This window comes from Pseudomonas sp. WT-JTC, from assembly GCF_056711565.1.
In genome coordinates, this window is sequence record NZ_CM160042.1 from 4,163,863 (window position 1) to 4,182,866 (window position 19,004).

Below are 19,004 nucleotides of genomic sequence, written 5' to 3' on the forward strand. Positions count from 1 at the left end.
CCTCCTCGCCTATGCATTCGGCACGGCCTGGAATGGCGCTTCTTTATCCGTACGCTCCTTGCTGCCCCAGGCGGAGATACCGACCTTGAGCGCGAAGAACAGGATGCTGAACACCACGAACAGGAACAGCGCGGTCAGCGTCGCGTTGGTGTAGGCGTTGAAGATCACGTGCTGCATCTGGTCGATGCTCTTGGCCGGGGCCAGCACCTGACCGTTGGCCAGCGCATCACTGTACTTCTTGGCCAGGGCGAGGAAGCCGATCGCCGGGTTGGCGTCGAACAGTTTGATGAAGCCGGCGGTGGTGGTGCAGATCAGCAGCCATACCGCTGGCAGCAAGGTCACCCAGACATAACGCTGGCGCTTCATCTTGATCAGCACCACGGTGCCGAGCATCAGCGCGATACCGGCCAGCATCTGGTTGGAGATACCGAACAGCGGCCACAGGGTGTTGATGCCGCCCAATGGATCGATAACGCCCTGGTACAGCAGATAACCCCACATGGCCACGCAACCGGCGGTGGCGATCAGGTTGGCGGTCCAGGATTCGGTACGGCGCAGGGCCGGCACGAACGAGCCGAGCAGGTCCTGGAGCATGAAGCGCCCGGCACGGGTACCGGCGTCGACCGCGGTCAGGATGAACAACGCTTCAAACAGGATCGCGAAGTGGTACCAGAACGCCATGGTGTTCTCGCCCGGCAATACGTGGTGCAGGATCTGCGCGATCCCCACCGCCAGGGTCGGCGCACCACCGGCACGGGCCAGGATGGTGGTTTCACCGATGTCGTGGGCCACCGCTTGCAGGGCTTGCGGAGTAATCGCGAAGCCCCAGCTGCTGACGGTTTGCGCAACGGTAACCGCATCGGCGCCAACCACCGCAGCCGGGCTGTTCATGGCGAAGTACACGCCAGGATCGATCACCGACGCGGCAACCATCGCCATGATCGCCACGAACGATTCCATCAGCATGCCGCCGTAACCGATATAACGGGCATGCCCTTCACTGGCGAGCAGCTTCGGCGTGGTGCCGGAGGCGATCAGCGCATGGAAACCCGACACCGCGCCACAGGCGATGGTGATGAACAGGAACGGGAACAGACCGCCCTTCCATACCGGGCCGGTGCCGTCGATGAATTGGGTCAGGGCCGGCATTTTCAGCTCGGGCATGGTCACCAGGATGCCGATGGCCAGGGCGACGATGGTGCCGATTTTCAGGAAGGTCGACAGGTAGTCACGGGGTGCCAGGATCAGCCATACCGGCAGAACGGCAGCGACGAAACCGTAGCCGATCAGCATCCAGGTGATCTGGATACCGGTGAAGGTAAAGGCTTTGGCCCACACCGGATCGGCGGCAATCTGCCCGCCCAGCCAGATCGAGCCCAGCAGCAACACAACGCCGATCACCGAGATCTCACCAATGCGGCCCGGGCGGATGTAGCGCATGTAGACGCCCATGAACATCGCGATTGGAATGGTCGCCATCACCGTAAACATGCCCCACGGGCTATCGGCCAGGGCCTTGACGACGATCAGCGCCAGCACCGCGAGGATGATGATCATGATCAGGAAGCAGCCAAACAGCGCGATGGTACCGGGGATGCGGCCCATTTCTTCACGGACCATGTCGCCCAGGGAGCGACCGTTGCGGCGGGTGGACATGAACAGGACCATGAAGTCCTGGACGGCACCGGCCAGCACCACGCCGGCGATCAGCCACAGCGTGCCGGGCAGGTAGCCCATCTGCGCCGCCAGCACCGGACCGACCAGTGGACCAGCACCGGCGATGGCCGCGAAGTGGTGACCGAAGAGTACGTGTTTGTTGGTCGGTACGTAGTCCAGACCGTCATTGTTGAGCACAGCCGGAGTTGCCCGATTGGGGTCGAGCTGCATCACTTTATTGGCGATGAACAGGCTGTAATAGCGGTAGGCAACGAGGTAGATGGCGACTGCTGCGACTACGATCCACAGGGCGTTGATCGCTTCACCGCGGCGCAGGGCCACGACACTCAGCGCAATCGCTCCCAGGACAGCCACGGCAAACCAGGCGAGGTGTTTAGCCAGACGGGGCATAGAGGGTCTCCTGCCGACAGCTCGTGACTGCGGCGGTAATTTTTATAATTGTGTCCGCGGTGCGGAGCTGGCCCAATATCTGCGCATGCCGTCCACAAATAAATCCGCGTTACTACGTACGCGGCGTCTACGTAGTTCTACGTAGAACACGCCCTTCCCCCTTGTAGGAGCGAGCTTGCTCGCGATGGTATTCCAGGCGCTGAGTGGTGTCGGCTGTACCTTTTTCGCGAGCAAGCTCGCTCCTACAGGGCGTATCTTTGGCATATGATGCCGAGCCTTCGCGCGGGCAGGAGTCAACATGCAGCTCAAACACAAGATCGTCGCCCTCGGGATTCTGCCGCTGGTGCTGGCCATTGCCGTCATCTGCGCGCTGGTGATTTCCCTCAACCGCCAATTGGGCGATCAGCAGGCGCAGCTGATCGAAGACAGCATTCTGGCGAGCAAGCGCGCGGAACTGAAAAACTACGTGGAAATGGCGCAAAGCCTGATCGCGCCGCTGTACGACGACGGCCACGGCGACACCCATGCCCAGCAACAAGTGCTGGAAGAACTGCGCAAGCTCAGCTTCGGCATCAATGGCTACTTCTTTGTCTACGACCGCGAAGGCCGCAGCCTGATGCATGCACGGCAGTCGGAGCTGGTGGGGCAATACCTGTGGGACATGAAAGACCCCCACGGCCTGCCGGTGATTCAGGCGCTGCTCAAAAGCGCACAATCGGGCGAAGGCTTTCAACGCTACGCCTGGAACAAACCCTCCTCCGGCCAGGTGACCGACAAGCTCGCCTACGTGGTGATGCTCGATCGCTGGGGCTGGATGCTCGGCACCGGCATCTACCTCGAGGATGTCGAACGCGCCACCCAGCAGGCCCGTGCCGAAGTGGCCATGGGCATCCGCAAGACCATGATGGCGATTGCCGTGGTTGCCCTCGTCGCGGTGCTGTTCGTCTTCGCCACGGGCATGACCCTCAACGTCAGCGAGCATCGCCTGGCGGACAAGAAACTGCAGCGCCTGACCCAACGCATCGTCAGCCTGCAGGAGGAAGAACGATCACGGGTGTCCCGCGAGTTGCACGACGGCATCAGCCAGGTGCTGGTCTCGATCAAGTTTCAGTTCGAACTGGCCAGCCATCTACTGGAAAGCGGACAGGCCCACGACAAGGGCCTGAACACGCTGAAAGACGCCACCGAGCGCCTGGGCGATGCCATCGGTGAAGTCCGCAGCCTCTCTCACGACCTGCGCTCATCCTTGCTCGACACCCTCGGCCTGCCAGCGGCCATCGGCCAATTGGCCGCGGAATTCGAACAGCGCAGCGGACTGACCGTGACCTATGACGAAAATGAATTCGACTGCCAACTGGTCGACGGTGCCGCCGTCGCATTGTTCCGCATCGTGCAGGAAGGCCTGACCAATATCGAACGCCACGCCCGGGCCAGGCACGTGTCCATTACCCTGCGCGGCTGCGAACAATCAGTGCGGCTGACGGTGGTCGATGATGGCATCGGTTTCAACGTAGCCCAGGTCGAACGTCGCCAGGCCGGCATTGGCTTGCGTAACATCCGCGAACGCGTCGAACATTTTGGCGGGCGCTTCGATTTGATTTCGATGCCGGGCAGAAGTGAGCTGGACGTACGGCTGCCAATGAAACCGGACGCACAACGCTGACCCGGCCCAAAACTACAAGAGTGAATAGCTGCAATGAACCTGCCCTCCCCGATCCGCGTCGCCCTGGTCGACGATCACTCCCTGGTCCGCGACGGCATCAAGGCGCTACTGGCCGTGATGTCGCCCCTGGAAATGGTCGGCGAAGCGGAAAACGGCGCCGAGGCCATCGAGATGGTCGGACGCTGCCAGCCCGACCTGCTGCTGGTCGACATCAGCCTGCCGGACATGAACGGCCTGGAACTGACCCGCGTGCTGCGCAGCCAGTACCCGTCGCTCAAGGTGCTGGTGCTGAGCATGTACGACAATTACGAATACGTCAGTGAATCGGTGCGCTCCGGCGCCAGCGGCTACGTGCTCAAGAACGCCCCTTCACGGGAAATCATCGCCGCCATCGAAGCCATCAGCAGCGGCGGCACCTTCTACAGCGCGGAAATCGCCCAGCGGCTGATCGCCGACAGGAACACCGACAACGAACTGACCCCGAGGGAAAGCCAGGTGTTGTCGAAGATGGCGCAAGGGCTGAACAACAAGGAAATGGCCCGGGAACTGGATATCAGCGTGCGTACCGTGGAGACCCATCGCTTGAGCATTCGGCGCAAGCTCAACATCGACAAGCCGGCGGCGCTGGTCAAATACGCCATCGATCACGGGCTCATTTCCCGCTAACACCACGAACCCTGTGGGAGCGGGCTTGCTCGCGAAGAGGCCGGCACATTCAACATTGATGGCGACTGACACACCGCCTTCGCGAGCAAGCCCGCTCCCACAAGGATCTGCGATCCATTGACTGCGTCGATAGTCACCATTGATTCAATGAAGTTCTCTTAAAAAATCCACGGCGTAACATCTGCTCCATACCAACCCATAAGCACCCCGGAGCACACCATCATGAAACGCCAGACCCTCCTCAGCATCGCTTTCTCGGTTTTCGCAGTTAACGCTTTCGCCGCTACCTCTGCTCAACCTGTGGTCGCTGAAGGCGGCTCGGATCGTCTGATTGAAAGCCGTGTGGCCGAGGGTGGCTCCGACAAACTTCTGCAAAACCGCGTCGCTGAAGGTGGCTCTGACAAGCTGCTGCAAAACCGCGTTGCGGAAGGCGGTTCCGACAAGCTGCTGCAAAACCGCGTAGCCGAAGGCGGCTCCGACAAGCTGCTGCAAAACCGCGTCGCTGAAGGTGGTTCCGACCGTCTGATCGAAAGCCGCGCTGTCTGAATGCAGTGCTTTACCGCAGGACTCAACGAAAAACCCGGCCTCATCAGCCGGGTTTTTTTACGCCTTTTATAAGTCCTTCCCGCCACCCATAGCGCCTCGCCGCACGCTTTTTATCGCCATCCAGCCAGAAACTCCATTAGGGGACTTGTGCTTCAGGTATTATGGTATACCATCAGACGCACAGACACCCAAACCTCTACGGAGCAGCTCATGAGTTTCGAAATCCGCAAGATCGTCAGCTATGTCGAAGAAACCTTTATTGAAGGCGGCAAAGCCACCGATAAGCCCGTGACCATGGTCGGTCTGGCCGTGGTGATGAAAAACCCCTGGCTGGGGAACGGTTTTGTCGAAGACCTGAAACCACAGATCCGCGCCAACTGCTCCGACCTCGGCGCGCTGATGGTTGAGCGCCTGGTGGGCATCATCGGCGGCGCCGAGAAGATCGAGGCTTACGGCAAGGCGGCCGTGGTCGGTGCCGACGGCGAAATCGAACACGCTTCGGCGGTGATCCACACCCTGCGCTTCGGCAACCATTACCGCGAAGCGGTCAAGGCCAAGAGCTACCTGAGTTTCACCAACAAGCGCGGCGGTCCGGGCACCTCGATCCAGATCCCGATGATGCACAAGGACGACGAAGGCCTGCGCTCGCACTACATCACCCTGGAAATGCAGATCGAAGACGCACCACGTGCCGACGAAATCGTCGTGGTCCTGGGTTGCGCCGACGGCGGCCGCCTGCACCCGCGCATTGGCAACCGCTACATCGACCTGGAAGAACTGGCAGCCGAAAAAGCCCAGTAACCGGCCAGCAGAACGACAACAAGAAGGCATTGCAGGAGCGCTCCATGATTCGGCTCACCGCTGAACTCACCCCGGCTGGCACCAGTTACCTGGCGACCGGCCAAGGCCAGCCCGTGGTCTTGATCCACGGCGTGGGCCTGAACAAAGAAATGTGGGGCGGTCAGATCGTTGGCCTGGCCACGAACTATCGCGTCATCGCCTACGACATGCTCGGCCATGGCGCCAGCCCGCGCCCGGAGAGCGGCACGCCGCTGCTCGGCTACGCCGACCAGTTGCTGGAGCTGCTCGACCACCTGCAATTGCCCAAGGCAACGGTGATCGGCTTTTCCATGGGCGGGTTGGTGGCGCGGGCCTTTGCCCTGCACTACCCGCAACGCCTGGAAGGTCTGGTGGTGCTCAACAGCGTGTTCAACCGCAGCGCCGAACAGCGTGCCGGGGTCATCGCCCGCACCAGTCAGGCTGCCGAACACGGGCCGGACGCCAATGCCGAAGCGGCGCTGTCGCGCTGGTTCAGCCGTGAATACCAGGCTGCGAACCCGGCGCAGATCGCCGCGATTCGCCAGACCCTGGCCGGCAATGACCCTCAGGGTTACTTGACCACATATGAACTGTTCGCCACCCAGGACATGTACCGCGCCGACGACCTGGCCAGCATCCGGGTGCCGACGCTGATCGCCACCGGCGAACTGGACCCGGGCTCGACCCCGGAAATGGCCCGGCAACTGGCCGAACGCATTCCCGGCGCGACCGTTGCCGTCCTCGCCGAGCAACGGCATATGATGCCCGTAGAATCGCCGCGCCTGGTCAACCAGCTGTTGCTGGAGTTTCTGCAGACCGCGCACGCCAAACAAAACCAGATCAAGGGGATCGTTGCATGACACTCGCACGCTTCCAGATGTGCATCGGCGGTGAATGGGTCGATGCCCTGTCCGGCAAGACCTTCGAAAGCCTCAACCCCGCGCTGGCCAAGCCTTGGGCCGAACTGCCCGATGCTGACGAAGCCGATGTCGAACGCGCCGTGCAGGCTGCGCAGACGGCTTTCGACAGCCCGGCCTGGCGCGGCTTGACGGCCACCGCTCGCGGCAAATTGCTGCGACGCCTGGGCGACCTGATCGCCGATAACAAAGAACAACTGGCGCAGCTGGAAAGCCGCGACAACGGCAAGCTGATCCGCGAAACCCGTGGCCAGGTCGGCTATCTGCCGGAGTTCTTCCACTACACCGCAGGCCTGGCCGACAAGCTCGAAGGCGGCACCCTGCCGCTGGACAAGCCGGACCTGTTTGCCTACACCGTGCACGAAGCCATGGGCGTGGTGGCCGCGATCATTCCGTGGAACAGCCCGCTGTACCTGACCGCGATCAAGCTGGCCCCGGCGCTGGCCGCGGGCAACACCATCGTGATCAAGCCGTCGGAACACGCCTCGGCGACCATTCTCGAACTGGCTCGCCTGGCGCTGGAAGCCGGGATCCCGCCGGGGGTGGTCAACGTCGTCACCGGTTATGGCCCAAGCACCGGTGCCGCCCTCACCCGCCATCCGCTGGTGCGCAAGATCGCCTTCACCGGCGGCGCGGCCACCGCGCGGCATGTGGTGCGCAGCAGCGCGGAGAACTTCGCCAAGCTGTCGCTGGAACTGGGCGGCAAATCGCCGAACATCATCTTCGCCGACGCCGACCTCGACAGCGCGATCAACGGCGCCATCGCCGGGATCTATGCCGCCTCCGGGCAGAGCTGCGTCTCCGGTTCGCGCTTGCTGGTGCAGGACGAAATCTACGACGAATTCGTCGGCCGCCTGGTTGAACGCGCCCAGCGCATCCGCATTGGCAACCCGCAGGACGACAGCAGTGAAATGGGCCCGATGGCCACCGCGCAGCAACTGGCCGTGGTCGAAGGCCTGGTGGCCGACGCCATTGCCGAAGGCGCGCGTTTGCGCCTGGGTGGCAAGCGTCCGGATAACTTGGGCGACGGCTGGTTCTACGAGCCGACCTTGTTCGAGTGCGACCGCAATTCGATGAAGATCATGCAGGAAGAAGTCTTTGGCCCGGTGGCTTCGGTCATCCGATTCAAGGACGAAGCCGAAGCGCTGGCGATTGCCAACGACTCGCAATTCGGCCTCGCCGCCGGCATCTGGACCCGCGACCTGGGCCGCGCCCATCGCCTGGCCCGGGACGTGCGTTCGGGGATCATCTGGGTCAACACCTACCGCGCGGTCTCGGCCATGGCGCCGATCGGCGGCTTCAAGAACAGCGGCTATGGACGCGAAAGCGGCATCGATTCGGTGCTGGCCTACACCGAGCTGAAAACGGTGTGGATCAACCTGTCCCAGGCACCGATGCCTGATCCCTTCGTGATGCGCTAGGAGTCCTGGAAAATGATCGAACCCGGCATTTACAAAGACGTGATGAGTTCGTTTCCGTCCGGGGTCACGGTGGTCACCACCCTGGACCCGGCCGGCGGCATCGTCGGCATCACCGCCAGCGCCTTCAGTGCGCTGTCGATCGACCCGGCACTGGTGCTGTTCTGCCCCAACTACGGCTCCGACACCTACCCGGTGTTGCGCGACAGCAAGCAGTTCGCGATTCACCTGCTGTCCGCCGAGCAGACCGCCGAAGCCTATGCCTTTGCCGGTAAAGGCAAGGACAAGGCCAAAGGCATCGAGTGGCACCTGAGCGAACTGGGCAACCCGATCCTGGCCAAGGCCACGGCGATCATCGAGTGTGAACTGTGGCGCGAATATGACGGCGGCGATCACGCGATCATCGTCGGCGCGGTGAAGAACCTGATCCTGCCCGAGCAACCGGTGACGCCGATGATCTACCACAAAGGCAAGCTGGGGCCACTGCCCACCCTGGCTTGACACAGACCCTGTAGGAGCGAGCTTGCTCGCGATGGTCGTGAACGATAACGCGTGCTGCCTGACAGCCCCTGGCGTTCTCGGGTTTTTCGCGAGCAAGCTCGCTCCTACAGGTAACCTTCTCTTTTCTCAGGAGCCGGCATGAGCCCAGCAGCCTCGCAATTGTTCCGTCAGCAGGCCTACATCAATGGCCAGTGGCTGGACGCGCCGGATGGCGCCTGTCAGGACATCTTCAACCCGGCCACCGGTGAACTGATCGGCCAGGTACCGAACCTCGGCGCCGAGCATGCGCGCCTGGCCATCGACGCCGCCAACAACGCCTGGCCAGCCTGGCGTGCGCTGACCGCCAAAGAGCGCAGCAATACGCTCAAGCGCTGGCACGCGCTGATGCTGGAAAACGCCGACGCCCTGGCCGAGATCCTCACCCTCGAACAAGGCAAGCCACTGGCCGAAGCCAAGGGCGAAATCCTCTACGCCGCGAGCTTCATCGAATGGTTCGCCGAAGAGGCCAAGCGCATCTACGGCGACACCATTCCCAGCCACAAGGGCGATGCGCGCATCGTGGTCAGCAAGGAGCCGATTGGCGTCGTTGCGGCCATCACGCCGTGGAATTTCCCGGCGGCGATGATCACCCGCAAGGCCGGCCCGGCACTGGCGGCCGGTTGCCCGTGCATCGTCAAGCCGGCTCCGGAAACACCGTTCTCGGCACTGGCCATGGCCGCGCTGGCGGAACAGGCTGGCATTCCGGCGGGTATCTTCAACGTGATTACCGGCGACGCCATCGCCATCGGCGGTGAGCTGACCGGCAGCAGCCTGGTACGCAAACTGTCGTTCACCGGTTCCACCGCCATCGGCAAACTGCTGATGGCCCAGTGCGCACCGACCCTGAAAAAAGTCTCGCTGGAACTGGGCGGCAACGCGCCGTTCATTGTCTTCGACGACGCCGATCTGGAACGCGCCGTCGACGGCGCGCTGATCGCCAAATTCCGCAACGCCGGGCAGACCTGCGTCTGCGTCAACCGCTTCCTGGTGCAGGCCGGAATCCACGATGCCTTTGTGAATCGCCTGGCCGAGCGGGTTTCGCAGCTCAAGGTCGGCAGCGGCTTCGACGCCGGAGTCACCCAGGGGCCACTGATCAACGAGCGTGCCGTGGCCAAGGTCGAAGACCACGTGCAAGACGCGCTGGCCCACGGTGCACAACTGCTGTGCGGCGGCGAGCGCCATGCGCTGGGCAACGGCTTCTTCCAGCCGACCGTGCTCACAGGCGTCACCACGCAGATGAAAGTCGCCCGCGATGAAACCTTTGGTCCACTGGCCGCCGTGTTCCGCTTCGATACCGAGGCCCAGGCCGTCGAGATGGCCAACGACACCGAGTTCGGCCTGGCTGCCTACTGCTATACCCGCGACCTGGGCCGCGCCTGGCGCATGAGCGAGGCGCTGGAGTACGGCATGGTCGGGATCAACGAAGGCCTGATTTCCACGGAGGTCGCGCCGTTTGGCGGGATCAAGTCCTCAGGGCTGGGCCGTGAAGGCTCGAAGTACGGCATCGAGGATTACCTGGAACTCAAATACACCTTGATGGGAGGCCTCTGAGCCCACGGGAGCTACGCAAATGAACAACGAAAAATACGAAAAAGGCCTGAAGATCCGCACCCAGGTTTTGGGCGAAACCTACGTCAATCGCTCCATCGAGAACGCCGACGACTTCACCCGCCCCCTTCAGGAAATGGTCACCGAATACTGTTGGGGTCATGTCTGGGGTCGAGAGGGTTTGTCGCTCAAGGAGCGCAGCATGATCAACCTGGCGATGATCTCGGCCCTCAACCGGCCGCACGAACTCAAGCTGCATGTGCGCGGCGCCTTGCGTAACGGCCTGAGTCGTGAGCAAATACGCGAAATATTGCTTCAGGTCGGCATTTATTGCGGTGTCCCCGCTGCCGTAGACAGTTTCCGGCTCGCCCGTGAAGCCTTCGCCGAAGCCGATGCCGAGGCCTCCAGTTAACCCTTGGCTGTTTGATCTGACCGAGCACATGGATTCCCGTAATCGCAGTGCTCCTTTTTGCATGGACAGCCACAATCAGAGCGGACCCCATGAAACGCCTGCCACTCGACGACAGCTTCAAGGTCAATCGCAACCCCGTCACCCTGCGCGAAATCGTGCTGGATAAATTGCGAAGCGCCATCATGAACTTCCAGCTTTTGCCGGGAGACCGTCTGGTCGAACGCGATCTGTGCGATCGCCTGGGCGTCAGCCGTACCTCGGTGCGCGAAGCCTTGCGTCACCTGGAATCCGAAGGCCTGGTGGAATTCGCCGATGCCAAGGGCCCGCGTGTCGCGATCATTACCCTGGCCGATGCCGTGGACATCTACGAGCTGCGCTGCGTACTCGAAGGGCTGATCGTGCAGTTGTTCACCCTGCGCGCCAAGGCCAAGGACATCAAGGCCCTGGAAAAAGCCCTGGAAGAAAACCGCAAGGCGCTCAAGGACGGCGAACTGCAACAGGTCATCGACTCGGTGCAAGGCTTCTACGACGTGTTGCTCGAAGGCTCGGGCAACCATGTCGCGGCCACTCAGTTGCGCCAATTGCAGGCACGCATCAGCTACCTGCGCGCGACCTCGGTGTCCCAGGAAAACCGTCGCGGCGCCAGCAACCAGGAAATGGAACGCATGGTCGAAGCGATCAAGAGCGGTGATGCGCTGGCCGCCCACCAGGCTTGCGTCGACCACGTGCGTGCGGCGGCTGCCGTGGCCCTGGACTACCTCAAGCGCAAGCAGGAAGAAACCGGCGCCACGCCGCAGATCACCCTGCCCATCGCCTTGAAAGAACCGCGCATAGGTCGCTGAGATGTTCAGCCCGAGCTTTTGCCCCAGGTGCGGCAGCGCTGATCTCGGTCAGCAGTTGCCGCCGGGCGATACGCACGAGCGCCTGATGTGCCGCGGCTGCGGCTACATCCATTACGTCAATCCGAAAATCATTGCCGGCTGCATCATCGAGCAGGACGGCAAGTACCTCTTGTGCCAACGCGCCATCCCGCCGCGCCCCGGCACCTGGACCCTGCCCGCGGGCTTCATGGAAAGCGGCGAGACCACCGAGCAGGCGGCCTTGCGCGAAGTCTGGGAAGAAAGCGGCGTGCGCGCGGAAATCGTCTCGCCCTACTCGATTTTCAGCGTGCCGAAGATCAGCGAGGTGTACATCATCTTTCGCGCCATCGCGCTGGAGATCACCGGGCAGTATGGTCCGGAAACCCTCGACTACCGATTCTTCGCGCCTGAGGACATTCCCTGGGACAGCATCTACTACCCGGCGATCCGGCAGATCCTTGAGCGTTATATCGAGGAGCGTCAGGCTGGGGTTTATGGCATCTACATGGGTAATGATGACAGCGGGAAGATTCACTTTATTCGCTGATAGTCGTTTTTTTCCGTGTGTATATCCATTTTTACGGTAACGGCAGCTAACGGTTCCGCCTTTACGGCGGGTTACTTGGAAAAGCGGAGCGCCGTCTGGCCCCAAGTAACCAAGGGCTCTTGCCCCTTTCGTTCGGTGCCTCGCCAAGGCTCGGCATTCCCTCGAGGGGGCAAGAAGATCAAAAAGTCAAAGCCAAAGCGAGGCGGCCTACCGGCCGGCCTGACCACAGATGAACGCGTTCCCCCTGTAGGAGCGAGCTGGCTCGCGAAAAACGCCGGGACACCGCGGGCATTCAGGCAGCCCGCGTCATCGTTGACGTCCATCGCGAGCAAGCTCGCTCCTACAAGGCCGAGCGTTAGCTCGGCAGGCTGAGCGGAGGTGTTCATCCGGGGATGGGCGCGTAGCGCCGTTCGACGCAGTCGAACCCATTGCATGTGGGTCGAGCGAAGCCGACCGGAGGGCAATGCCCCCGGATGAATGCCGGAGCGAAGGAACCCCGAGCCTTGGCGAGGGGCCGGACGTTCGGGGCGAGCGTTTTTTTGCTTACTTTTTTAGGCGCTTGTAAAAAAAGTGAGTCGCCGTAAGGGCGAAACCCAAAGTCGCCGTTACCGCAGCAACGGATATGTACACGCCTTCGCGAGCAGCTCAGATCACGATGGCATCAGAACGGACTCCCCGCTGAAACAATGTGAATCAGGGCTTTTCCGACTACCGTGTAGGATTCTGCGACAGCTTGGCGTTTGGTGATCCGGGAGCTGGCACGTATGATGCTTCACAAACTTCCGCAGATTAGAAGCCTATGTCCCTGATAGTTCTACTGCTTCTGCCTTTCATAGGCAGCTGTTTGGCGGCCGTGTTGCCGCACAATGCACGCAACGCCGAATCCCTGTTGGCCGGCCTGATCGCCCTTATCGGCACCGTTCAGGTCGCGTTCCTGTACCCGCAGATCGCCCACGGTGGCGTCATTCGCGAAGAATTTTCCTGGCTGCCCAGCCTGGGCCTGAACTTCGTCCTGCGCATGGACGGTTTCGCCTGGCTGTTCTCCATGCTGGTGCTGGGCATTGGCACCCTGGTTTCGCTGTACGCCCGCTACTACATGTCGCCGAACGATCCGGTGCCACGATTCTTCGCGTTTTTCCTGGCCTTCATGGGCGCCATGCTCGGGCTGGTGATCTCCGGCAACCTGATCCAGATCGTGTTTTTCTGGGAACTGACCAGCCTCTTCTCGTTCCTGTTGATTGGCTACTGGCACCATCGCGCCGATGCGCGGCGCGGCGCCTATATGGCGCTGATGGTGACCGGCGCGGGCGGTTTGTGCCTGCTGGCGGGGGTCATGCTGCTTGGCCATGTGGTCGGCAGCTACGACCTGGACAAGGTCCTGGCTGCGGGCGACCTGATTCGCGCCCATGCCCTCTACCCGATTCTGTTGCCCCTGATCCTGATCGGCGCCCTGAGCAAAAGTGCGCAATTCCCCTTCCACTTCTGGCTGCCCCACGCCATGGCCGCGCCGACGCCCGTGTCGGCGTACCTGCACTCGGCGACCATGGTCAAGGCCGGGGTGTTTCTGCTTGCGCGGTTATGGCCGTCGCTTTCGGGCAGTGAAGAGTGGTTCTACATCGTCAGCGGCGCCGGTGCCTGCACCCTGTTGCTCGGTGCGTACTGCGCGATGTTCCAGAACGACCTCAAGGGCTTGCTGGCCTACTCGACCATCAGCCACCTCGGCCTGATCACCCTGCTGCTCGGCTTGAACAGCCCGCTGGCCGCCGTGGCAGCGGTGTTCCACATCCTCAACCATGCGACGTTCAAGGCCTCGCTGTTCATGGCTGCTGGGATCATCGACCACGAAAGTGGCACCCGCGACATCCGCAAGCTCAGCGGCCTGTACAAGCTGATGCCGTTTACCGCCACCCTGGCCATGGTCGCCAGCGCCTCGATGGCCGGGGTACCGTTGCTCAACGGCTTCCTGTCCAAGGAAATGTTCTTCGCCGAAACCGTGTTCATCAATGCCACGCGCTGGGTCGAGTTGAGCTTGCCGATCGTGGCAACGATTGCCGGGACGTTCAGCGTGGCCTACTCCCTGCGCTTCACCGTGGATGTGTTCTTCGGTCCGCCCGCGACCGACCTGCCGCACACGCCTCACGAGCCACCGCGCTGGATGCGTGCGCCGGTCGAGCTGCTGGTGTTCACCTGCCTGCTGGTGGGGATCTTCCCGGCCCAGGTGGTCGGCCCGCTGCTCGCGGCGGCGGCGCAACCGGTGGTCGGCGGCACGCTGCCCGAGTACAGCCTGGCCATCTGGCACGGCCTGAACGCGCCGATGATCATGAGCCTGATCGCATTGTCCTGCGGTACCGTGCTCTATCTGCTGCTGCGCAATCAATTCAAGCGCGGAAATTTCGACCGCCCGCCCGTCATCGGTCGCCTGGACGGCAAGCGCCTGTTCGAATACGCACTGGTCGCCATCATGCGCCTGGCCCGTCGCCTGGAGCCCCGCATTGGTACCCGGCGCCTGCAAATGCAGTTGTTCCTGGTGGTGCTCGCCGCCGTGCTGGCCGGGTTGATCCCCATGCTGCACAGCAGCCTGCACTGGGGTGACCGGCCGAAGATCCCGGGATCGATCGTCTTCGTCACCTTGTGGTTGCTGGCCATCGCCTGCGCCTTGGGCGCGGCCTATCAGGCCAAATATCACCGTCTCGCGGCCCTGACCATGGTCAGCGTCTGCGGCCTGATGACCTGCGTCACCTTCGTCTGGTTTTCCGCGCCGGACCTGGCCCTGACCCAACTGGCGGTCGAAGTGGTGACCACGGTGCTGATCCTGCTGGGCCTGCGCTGGCTGCCACGACGGATCGAAGAAGTCTCGCCGTTGCCGGGCAGTCTGCGCCGGGCGCGGATGCGGCGTATCCGCGACTTGCTGCTGTCGACCTCGGTCGGTGTCGGCATGGCATTGCTGGCCTACGCCATGCTGACGCGCCAGACCCCCAACGACATCTCCTCCTTCTACCTGAGTCGCGCCTTGCCCGAAGGCGGCGGCAGCAACGTGGTCAACGTGATGCTGGTGGACTTCCGTGGTTTCGACACCCTCGGTGAAATCACCGTGCTGGCGGCCGTGGCCCTGACCGTGTACGCCCTGCTGCGACGCTTCCGTCCGCCGAAAGAAAGCCTGCAACTGCCGGCCCAGCAACGCTTGCTCGCACCGGACGTGGTCACCGACCTGGTCAACCCGCGTCACGCCAGCGACACCGCGCTCGGTTTCATGATGGTGCCGGCGGTGCTGGTGCGCCTGCTGTTACCGGTGGCGCTGGTGGTGTCGTTCTACCTGTTCATGCGCGGGCACAATCAACCGGGCGGCGGCTTTGTCGCCGGGCTGGTGATGTCGGTGGCGTTCATCCTGCAATACATGGTCGCCGGCACGCAGTGGGTCGAGGCGCAAATGAGCCTGCGGCCGCTGCGCTGGATGGGCACCGGGCTGCTGTTCGCCACGGCCACCGGCCTGGGTGCGATGGTGGTCGGTTATCCGTTCCTGACCACCCACACCTGGCATTTCTCGTTGCCGCTGCTGGGTGACATTCACCTGGCCAGCGCGCTGTTCTTCGACATCGGTGTGTATGGCGTGGTAGTTGGCTCGACCCTGTTGATCCTCACCGCCCTCGCCCACCAATCGGTGCGGGGTCACAAAACCGCTGCCCAGCCAAAATCCGTTACCGCCAAGGGAGCCGTCTGATGGAAGAAGTCATCGCAATCGCCATCGGCGTACTGGCCGCGTCGGGCGTCTGGCTGATCCTGCGCCCACGGACGTTCCAGGTGGTCATGGGCCTGTGCCTGCTGTCCTACGGGGTCAATCTGTTCATCTTCAGCATGGGCAGCCTGTTCATCGGCAAGGAGCCGATCATCAAGGACGGCGTGCCGCAGGATCTGTTGCACTACACCGACCCATTGCCGCAAGCCCTGGTGCTGACCGCGATCGTCATCAGCTTCGCCATGACCGCGCTGTTTCTGGTGGTGCTGCTGGCGTCCCGGGGCCTGACCGGCACCGACCATGTGGATGGCCGGGAGCCTAAAGAATGATGGCGATGACCCACCTGATCGTCGCACCCATTCTGCTGCCGCTGCTGACCGCCGCGATCATGCTGACGCTCGGCGAGAAGCACCGGCCGCTCAAGGCCAGGATCAATCTGTTCTCCAGCCTGCTCGGGCTGGGCATTGCCGTGGCGCTGTTGCAATGGACACAAACCACCGGTGTGCCCGGTTCCATTGGCGTGTACCTGCCAAGCAACTGGCAAGTGCCCTTCGGCCTGGTGCTGGTGGTCGATCGCCTGTCGGCGCTGATGCTGGTGCTGACCGGCATCATCGGCGTCAGTGCCCTGCTGTTTGCCATGGCACGCTGGGACAGCGCCGGTTCGAGCTTTCACGCGCTGTTCCAGATCCAGTTGATGGGCCTTTACGGCGCGTTCCTCACCGCCGACCTGTTCAACCTGTTCGTGTTCTTCGAGGTGTTGCTGGCCGCGTCCTACGGGTTGATGCTCCACGGCTCGGGCCGGGCGCGGGTGTCGTCGGGGCTGCATTACATTTCGATCAACCTGCTGGCCTCTTCGCTGTTCCTGATTGGCGCGGCGCTGATCTATGGCGTGACCGGCACCCTGAACATGGCCGACCTGGCGGTCAAAATCCCCCTGGTGTCCGAAGCCGATCGCGGCTTGCTACACGCCGGCGCGGGAATTCTGGCCGTCGCATTCCTGGCCAAGGCTGGCATGTGGCCGCTGAACTTCTGGCTGGTGCCGGCCTATTCCTCGGCCAGCGCGCCGGTGGCGGCGATGTTCGCGATCATGACCAAGGTGGGCGTCTACACCTTGCTGCGCCTGTGGACATTGCTGTTCTCCGCCGAGGCCGGGGCATCGGCGTTCTTTGGTGGTGAGTGGCTGGTTTACGGCGGCATGGCGACCATCGTCTGCGCCGCCATCGCAATCCTCGCCGCGCAACGCCTGGAGCGCATGGCCAGCCTGAGCATTCTGGTGTCGGCGGGTATTCTGTTGTCGACCATCGGTTTCGCCCAGCCGAACCTGGTCGGCGCGGCGCTGTTCTATCTGTTCAGCTCGACCCTGGCGCTGAGCGCACTGTTCCTGCTGGCCGAACTGATCGAGCGCTCGCGCTCGGCCAACGAAGTCCTGCTCGAAGATGAAGCCGAACTGCTGCCCCGGCCACTGGAATCTCTGCATCCACCCAAAGGCACCAACCTCGACGACGAGCAAAAAGCCGTGGTCGGCCAGGTGATTCCCTGGACCATGGCGTTTCTCGGCCTGAGCTTCATCGCCTGCGCCCTGCTGATCATCGGCATGCCGCCGCTCTCCGGGTTTATCGGCAAACTCGGGCTGATCGGCGCCCTGCTCAATCCGCTCGGCCTTGGCAGCAGCGGCGACGAACCGATTTCCAACGCCGCGTGGGGCCTGTTGGTGTTGTTGATTTTGTCCGGGCTGGCATCGCTGATCGCGTTCTCGCGCCTGGGTATCCAGCGCTTCTGGACGCCAGCCGAACGCCCCTCGCCCCTGCTGCGACGCTTCGAATGCGTGCCGATCTTCGCGCTGTTGGGTTTGAGTATTGCGCTGACCTTCAAGGCCGATCCACTGCTGCGCTACACCCAGGCCGCCGCCGACGCCTTGTACAACCCGCAGCAATACGTGATGGCCGTGCTCGACACTCGCGTCGTGCCGAACCCGTCGGCCGCAGCGGCCCCGCAAGAGGTGCAGCCATGAAGCGCCTGTTTCCGGCACCGTTGCTGTCGCTGGCCCTGTGGCTGCTGTGGCTGTTGCTGAATCTGTCGATCAGCCCCGGCAATCTGCTGCTGGGGGCGGCGCTGGGGTTTTGTGCGCCGCTGATGATGCGCAGGCTACGCCCGCTGCCGGTGCGCATCCGTCGTCCCGGGGTGATCCTGCGCCTGGTGCTGGTGGTCGGACGTGATGTGCTTGTGTCCAACCTTGCCGTGGCCTGGAGCGTGCTCAATGCCGGTCGCCGTCCGCCCCGCTCGCAATTCATCAAGGTGCCGCTGGACCTGCGCGATGCCAACGGCCTGGCCGCGCTGTCGATGATCACCACGGTGGTGCCCGGTACGGTCTGGTCGGAGCTGGCGCTGGACCGCAGCATTTTGCTGTTGCATGTCTTCGACCTGGACGACGAGGCGCTGTTCATCCAGCACTTCAAGGCGACCTACGAACGTCCGCTGATGGAGATCTTCGAATGAGCCCGTTGCTGTCGAACGCGATCCTGCTGAGCCTGTTCTTCTTTTCCCTGGCGATGATCCTGACGCTGATCCGCCTGTTCAAGGGGCCGTCGGCCCAGGATCGGGTCCTGGCGCTGGACTACCTGTACATCGTCGCGATGCTGATGATGCTGGCGCTGGGTATCCGTTATGCCAGTGACACGTACTTCGAGGCGGCGCTGCTGATAGCACTGTTCGGTTTCGTCGGCTCGTTCGCCCTGGCGAAATTCCTGCTGCGTGGTGAGGTGATCGAATGAATACGCCGTTGTCGTTGTGGGTGGAAATCCCGGTGGCGGTCCTGCTGGTGCTCGGCAGCCTGTTCGCATTGATCGGCGCCACCGGCCTGCTGCACATGAAGGATTACTTCCAGCGCATGCACCCGCCGGCCCTGGCCTCGACGCTCGGGGCCTGGTGCATAGCATTGGCTTCGATCATCTACTTTTCGGCGCTCAAGTCCGCGCCGGTACTGCACGCCTGGCTGATTCCGATCCTGCTGGCGATTACCGTGCCGGTGACCACCTTGCTGCTGGCCCGGGCGGCGCTGTTCCGCAAACGCATGGCCGGGGATGATGTGCCGGCTGAGGTGAGTAGTCGTCGAACCGAGAGCGGCAGTTAGACCAAAAATTTTTAGCGCCCGGACCGGCCCCTTCGCGAGCAAGCCCGCTCCCACATTTTGAGCTGTGTACGCAGATCAATTGTGGGAACGGGCTTGCCCGCGAAGGCGATAGACCTGTCAATACATCAGGACCGGCCT

18 protein-coding genes are annotated in these 19,004 nt (G+C 62.6%); 17 read left to right on the forward strand and 1 reads right to left on the reverse strand.

All coding sequences use genetic code 11. The features are described 5' to 3' along the window. Nucleotides 1-9: 9 nt before the first annotated feature. A complete protein-coding gene (locus AC06G5_RS18925) occupies nt 10-2,067 on the reverse strand; it encodes a carbon starvation CstA family protein (protein WP_413427763.1) in 2,058 nt (685 codons plus the stop codon). 298 nt (nt 2,068-2,365) lie between these two features. Between AC06G5_RS18925 and AC06G5_RS18930 the strand changes: the two genes are divergently transcribed. The 17 genes from AC06G5_RS18930 (at nt 2,366) to AC06G5_RS19010 (ending at nt 18,866) form a co-directional block, all read left to right on the forward strand. Further along, entirely contained in the window at nt 2,366-3,730 is a 1,365-nt protein-coding gene (locus tag AC06G5_RS18930) for a cache domain-containing protein (protein ID WP_480458057.1), read from the forward strand. Between the two features lie 33 nt (nt 3,731-3,763). Further along, nucleotides 3,764-4,396, forward strand: a complete 633-nt coding sequence (locus tag AC06G5_RS18935) for a response regulator (protein ID WP_057396633.1) — start codon at nt 3,764-3,766, stop codon at nt 4,394-4,396. Nucleotides 4,397-4,618: 222 nt separating this feature from the next. Then, complete coding sequence (locus AC06G5_RS18940) at nt 4,619-4,942, forward strand: hypothetical protein (RefSeq protein ID WP_413427765.1); 324 nt, start codon at nt 4,619-4,621, stop codon at nt 4,940-4,942. Nucleotides 4,943-5,152: 210 nt separating this feature from the next. Next, nucleotides 5,153-5,743 (forward strand): amino acid synthesis family protein, encoded by a 591-nt coding sequence (locus tag AC06G5_RS18945; RefSeq protein WP_007978708.1) that lies wholly within the window; start codon nt 5,153-5,155, stop codon nt 5,741-5,743. 44 nt (nt 5,744-5,787) lie between these two features. Further along, nucleotides 5,788-6,621, forward strand: coding sequence for an alpha/beta fold hydrolase (locus AC06G5_RS18950; protein WP_413427766.1), 834 nt, complete (start codon nt 5,788-5,790; stop codon nt 6,619-6,621). Beyond that, entirely contained in the window at nt 6,618-8,099 is a 1,482-nt protein-coding gene (locus AC06G5_RS18955; RefSeq protein WP_413704500.1) for an aldehyde dehydrogenase, read from the forward strand. The genes AC06G5_RS18950 and AC06G5_RS18955 overlap by 4 nt, the downstream gene beginning before the upstream one ends. A gap of 12 nt (nt 8,100-8,111) precedes the next feature. Beyond that, the gene (locus AC06G5_RS18960) at nt 8,112-8,597 is read left to right on the forward strand and encodes a flavin reductase family protein (RefSeq protein WP_413427768.1); all 486 of its coding nucleotides are present in this window, start codon (nt 8,112-8,114) and stop codon (nt 8,595-8,597) included. Nucleotides 8,598-8,735: 138 nt separating this feature from the next. After that, nucleotides 8,736-10,187, forward strand: a complete 1,452-nt coding sequence (locus AC06G5_RS18965; RefSeq protein WP_413427769.1) for an NAD-dependent succinate-semialdehyde dehydrogenase — start codon at nt 8,736-8,738, stop codon at nt 10,185-10,187. A 19-nt stretch (nt 10,188-10,206) separates the two neighbouring features. Beyond that, entirely contained in the window at nt 10,207-10,596 is a 390-nt protein-coding gene (locus tag AC06G5_RS18970; RefSeq protein WP_154908677.1) for a carboxymuconolactone decarboxylase family protein, read from the forward strand. Nucleotides 10,597-10,685: 89 nt separating this feature from the next. Then, on the forward strand, nt 10,686-11,438 hold the full coding sequence (locus AC06G5_RS18975) for a GntR family transcriptional regulator (protein WP_008019714.1): 753 nt from the start codon (nt 10,686-10,688) through the stop codon (nt 11,436-11,438). A gap of 1 nt (nt 11,439) precedes the next feature. After that, a complete protein-coding gene (locus AC06G5_RS18980) occupies nt 11,440-12,003 on the forward strand; it encodes an NUDIX hydrolase (protein ID WP_413427771.1) in 564 nt (187 codons plus the stop codon). 799 nt (nt 12,004-12,802) lie between these two features. Continuing rightward, complete coding sequence (locus AC06G5_RS18985) at nt 12,803-15,721, forward strand: monovalent cation/H+ antiporter subunit A (protein WP_480458060.1); 2,919 nt, start codon at nt 12,803-12,805, stop codon at nt 15,719-15,721. Continuing rightward, nucleotides 15,721-16,065: a Na+/H+ antiporter subunit C gene (locus AC06G5_RS18990; RefSeq protein ID WP_007986256.1), complete on the forward strand. Its 345-nt coding sequence runs from the start codon at nt 15,721-15,723 to the stop codon at nt 16,063-16,065. The genes AC06G5_RS18985 and AC06G5_RS18990 overlap by 1 nt, the downstream gene beginning before the upstream one ends. Then, complete coding sequence (locus AC06G5_RS18995) at nt 16,062-17,747, forward strand: monovalent cation/H+ antiporter subunit D (RefSeq protein WP_480458062.1); 1,686 nt, start codon at nt 16,062-16,064, stop codon at nt 17,745-17,747. Before AC06G5_RS18990 ends, AC06G5_RS18995 begins: the two co-directional genes overlap by 4 nt. Beyond that, nucleotides 17,744-18,232 carry a Na+/H+ antiporter subunit E gene (locus AC06G5_RS19000; protein WP_480458064.1) on the forward strand — a complete coding sequence of 163 codons (489 nt, stop codon included), beginning with the start codon at nt 17,744-17,746 and terminating at the stop codon, nt 18,230-18,232. The genes AC06G5_RS18995 and AC06G5_RS19000 overlap by 4 nt, the downstream gene beginning before the upstream one ends. Beyond that, nucleotides 18,229-18,507, forward strand: a complete 279-nt coding sequence (locus tag AC06G5_RS19005; protein WP_007986253.1) for a K+/H+ antiporter subunit F — start codon at nt 18,229-18,231, stop codon at nt 18,505-18,507. Before AC06G5_RS19000 ends, AC06G5_RS19005 begins: the two co-directional genes overlap by 4 nt. Further along, a complete protein-coding gene (locus tag AC06G5_RS19010) occupies nt 18,504-18,866 on the forward strand; it encodes a Na+/H+ antiporter subunit G (protein WP_413704496.1) in 363 nt (120 codons plus the stop codon). The genes AC06G5_RS19005 and AC06G5_RS19010 overlap by 4 nt, the downstream gene beginning before the upstream one ends. The last annotated feature ends 138 nt before the right edge of the window (nt 18,867-19,004 follow it).

Excerpts from the sequence above, each read along its gene's own strand:
- AC06G5_RS19010 (WP_413704496.1), top strand. The coding sequence starts at position 18,504 with ATGAATACGCCGTTGTCGTTGTGGGTGGAAATCCCGGTGGCGGTCCTG.
- AC06G5_RS18995 (WP_480458062.1), top strand. The coding sequence starts at position 16,062 with ATGATGGCGATGACCCACCTGATCGTCGCACCCATTCTGCTGCCGCTG.
- AC06G5_RS19000 (WP_480458064.1), top strand. The coding sequence starts at position 17,744 with ATGAAGCGCCTGTTTCCGGCACCGTTGCTGTCGCTGGCCCTGTGGCTG.
- AC06G5_RS18965 (WP_413427769.1), top strand. The coding sequence starts at position 8,736 with ATGAGCCCAGCAGCCTCGCAATTGTTCCGTCAGCAGGCCTACATCAAT.
- AC06G5_RS18985 (WP_480458060.1), top strand. The coding sequence starts at position 12,803 with ATGTCCCTGATAGTTCTACTGCTTCTGCCTTTCATAGGCAGCTGTTTG.
- AC06G5_RS18945 (WP_007978708.1), top strand. The coding sequence starts at position 5,153 with ATGAGTTTCGAAATCCGCAAGATCGTCAGCTATGTCGAAGAAACCTTT.
- AC06G5_RS18955 (WP_413704500.1), top strand. The coding sequence starts at position 6,618 with ATGACACTCGCACGCTTCCAGATGTGCATCGGCGGTGAATGGGTCGAT.
- AC06G5_RS18925 (WP_413427763.1), bottom strand. The coding sequence starts at position 2,067 with ATGCCCCGTCTGGCTAAACACCTCGCCTGGTTTGCCGTGGCTGTCCTG.
- AC06G5_RS18975 (WP_008019714.1), top strand. The coding sequence starts at position 10,686 with ATGAAACGCCTGCCACTCGACGACAGCTTCAAGGTCAATCGCAACCCC.
- AC06G5_RS18950 (WP_413427766.1), top strand. The coding sequence starts at position 5,788 with ATGATTCGGCTCACCGCTGAACTCACCCCGGCTGGCACCAGTTACCTG.
- AC06G5_RS18930 (WP_480458057.1), top strand. The coding sequence starts at position 2,366 with ATGCAGCTCAAACACAAGATCGTCGCCCTCGGGATTCTGCCGCTGGTG.
- AC06G5_RS19005 (WP_007986253.1), top strand. The coding sequence starts at position 18,229 with ATGAGCCCGTTGCTGTCGAACGCGATCCTGCTGAGCCTGTTCTTCTTT.
- AC06G5_RS18940 (WP_413427765.1), top strand. The coding sequence starts at position 4,619 with ATGAAACGCCAGACCCTCCTCAGCATCGCTTTCTCGGTTTTCGCAGTT.
- AC06G5_RS18970 (WP_154908677.1), top strand. The coding sequence starts at position 10,207 with ATGAACAACGAAAAATACGAAAAAGGCCTGAAGATCCGCACCCAGGTT.
- AC06G5_RS18980 (WP_413427771.1), top strand. The coding sequence starts at position 11,440 with ATGTTCAGCCCGAGCTTTTGCCCCAGGTGCGGCAGCGCTGATCTCGGT.
- AC06G5_RS18960 (WP_413427768.1), top strand. The coding sequence starts at position 8,112 with ATGATCGAACCCGGCATTTACAAAGACGTGATGAGTTCGTTTCCGTCC.
- AC06G5_RS18990 (WP_007986256.1), top strand. The coding sequence starts at position 15,721 with ATGGAAGAAGTCATCGCAATCGCCATCGGCGTACTGGCCGCGTCGGGC.
- AC06G5_RS18935 (WP_057396633.1), top strand. The coding sequence starts at position 3,764 with ATGAACCTGCCCTCCCCGATCCGCGTCGCCCTGGTCGACGATCACTCC.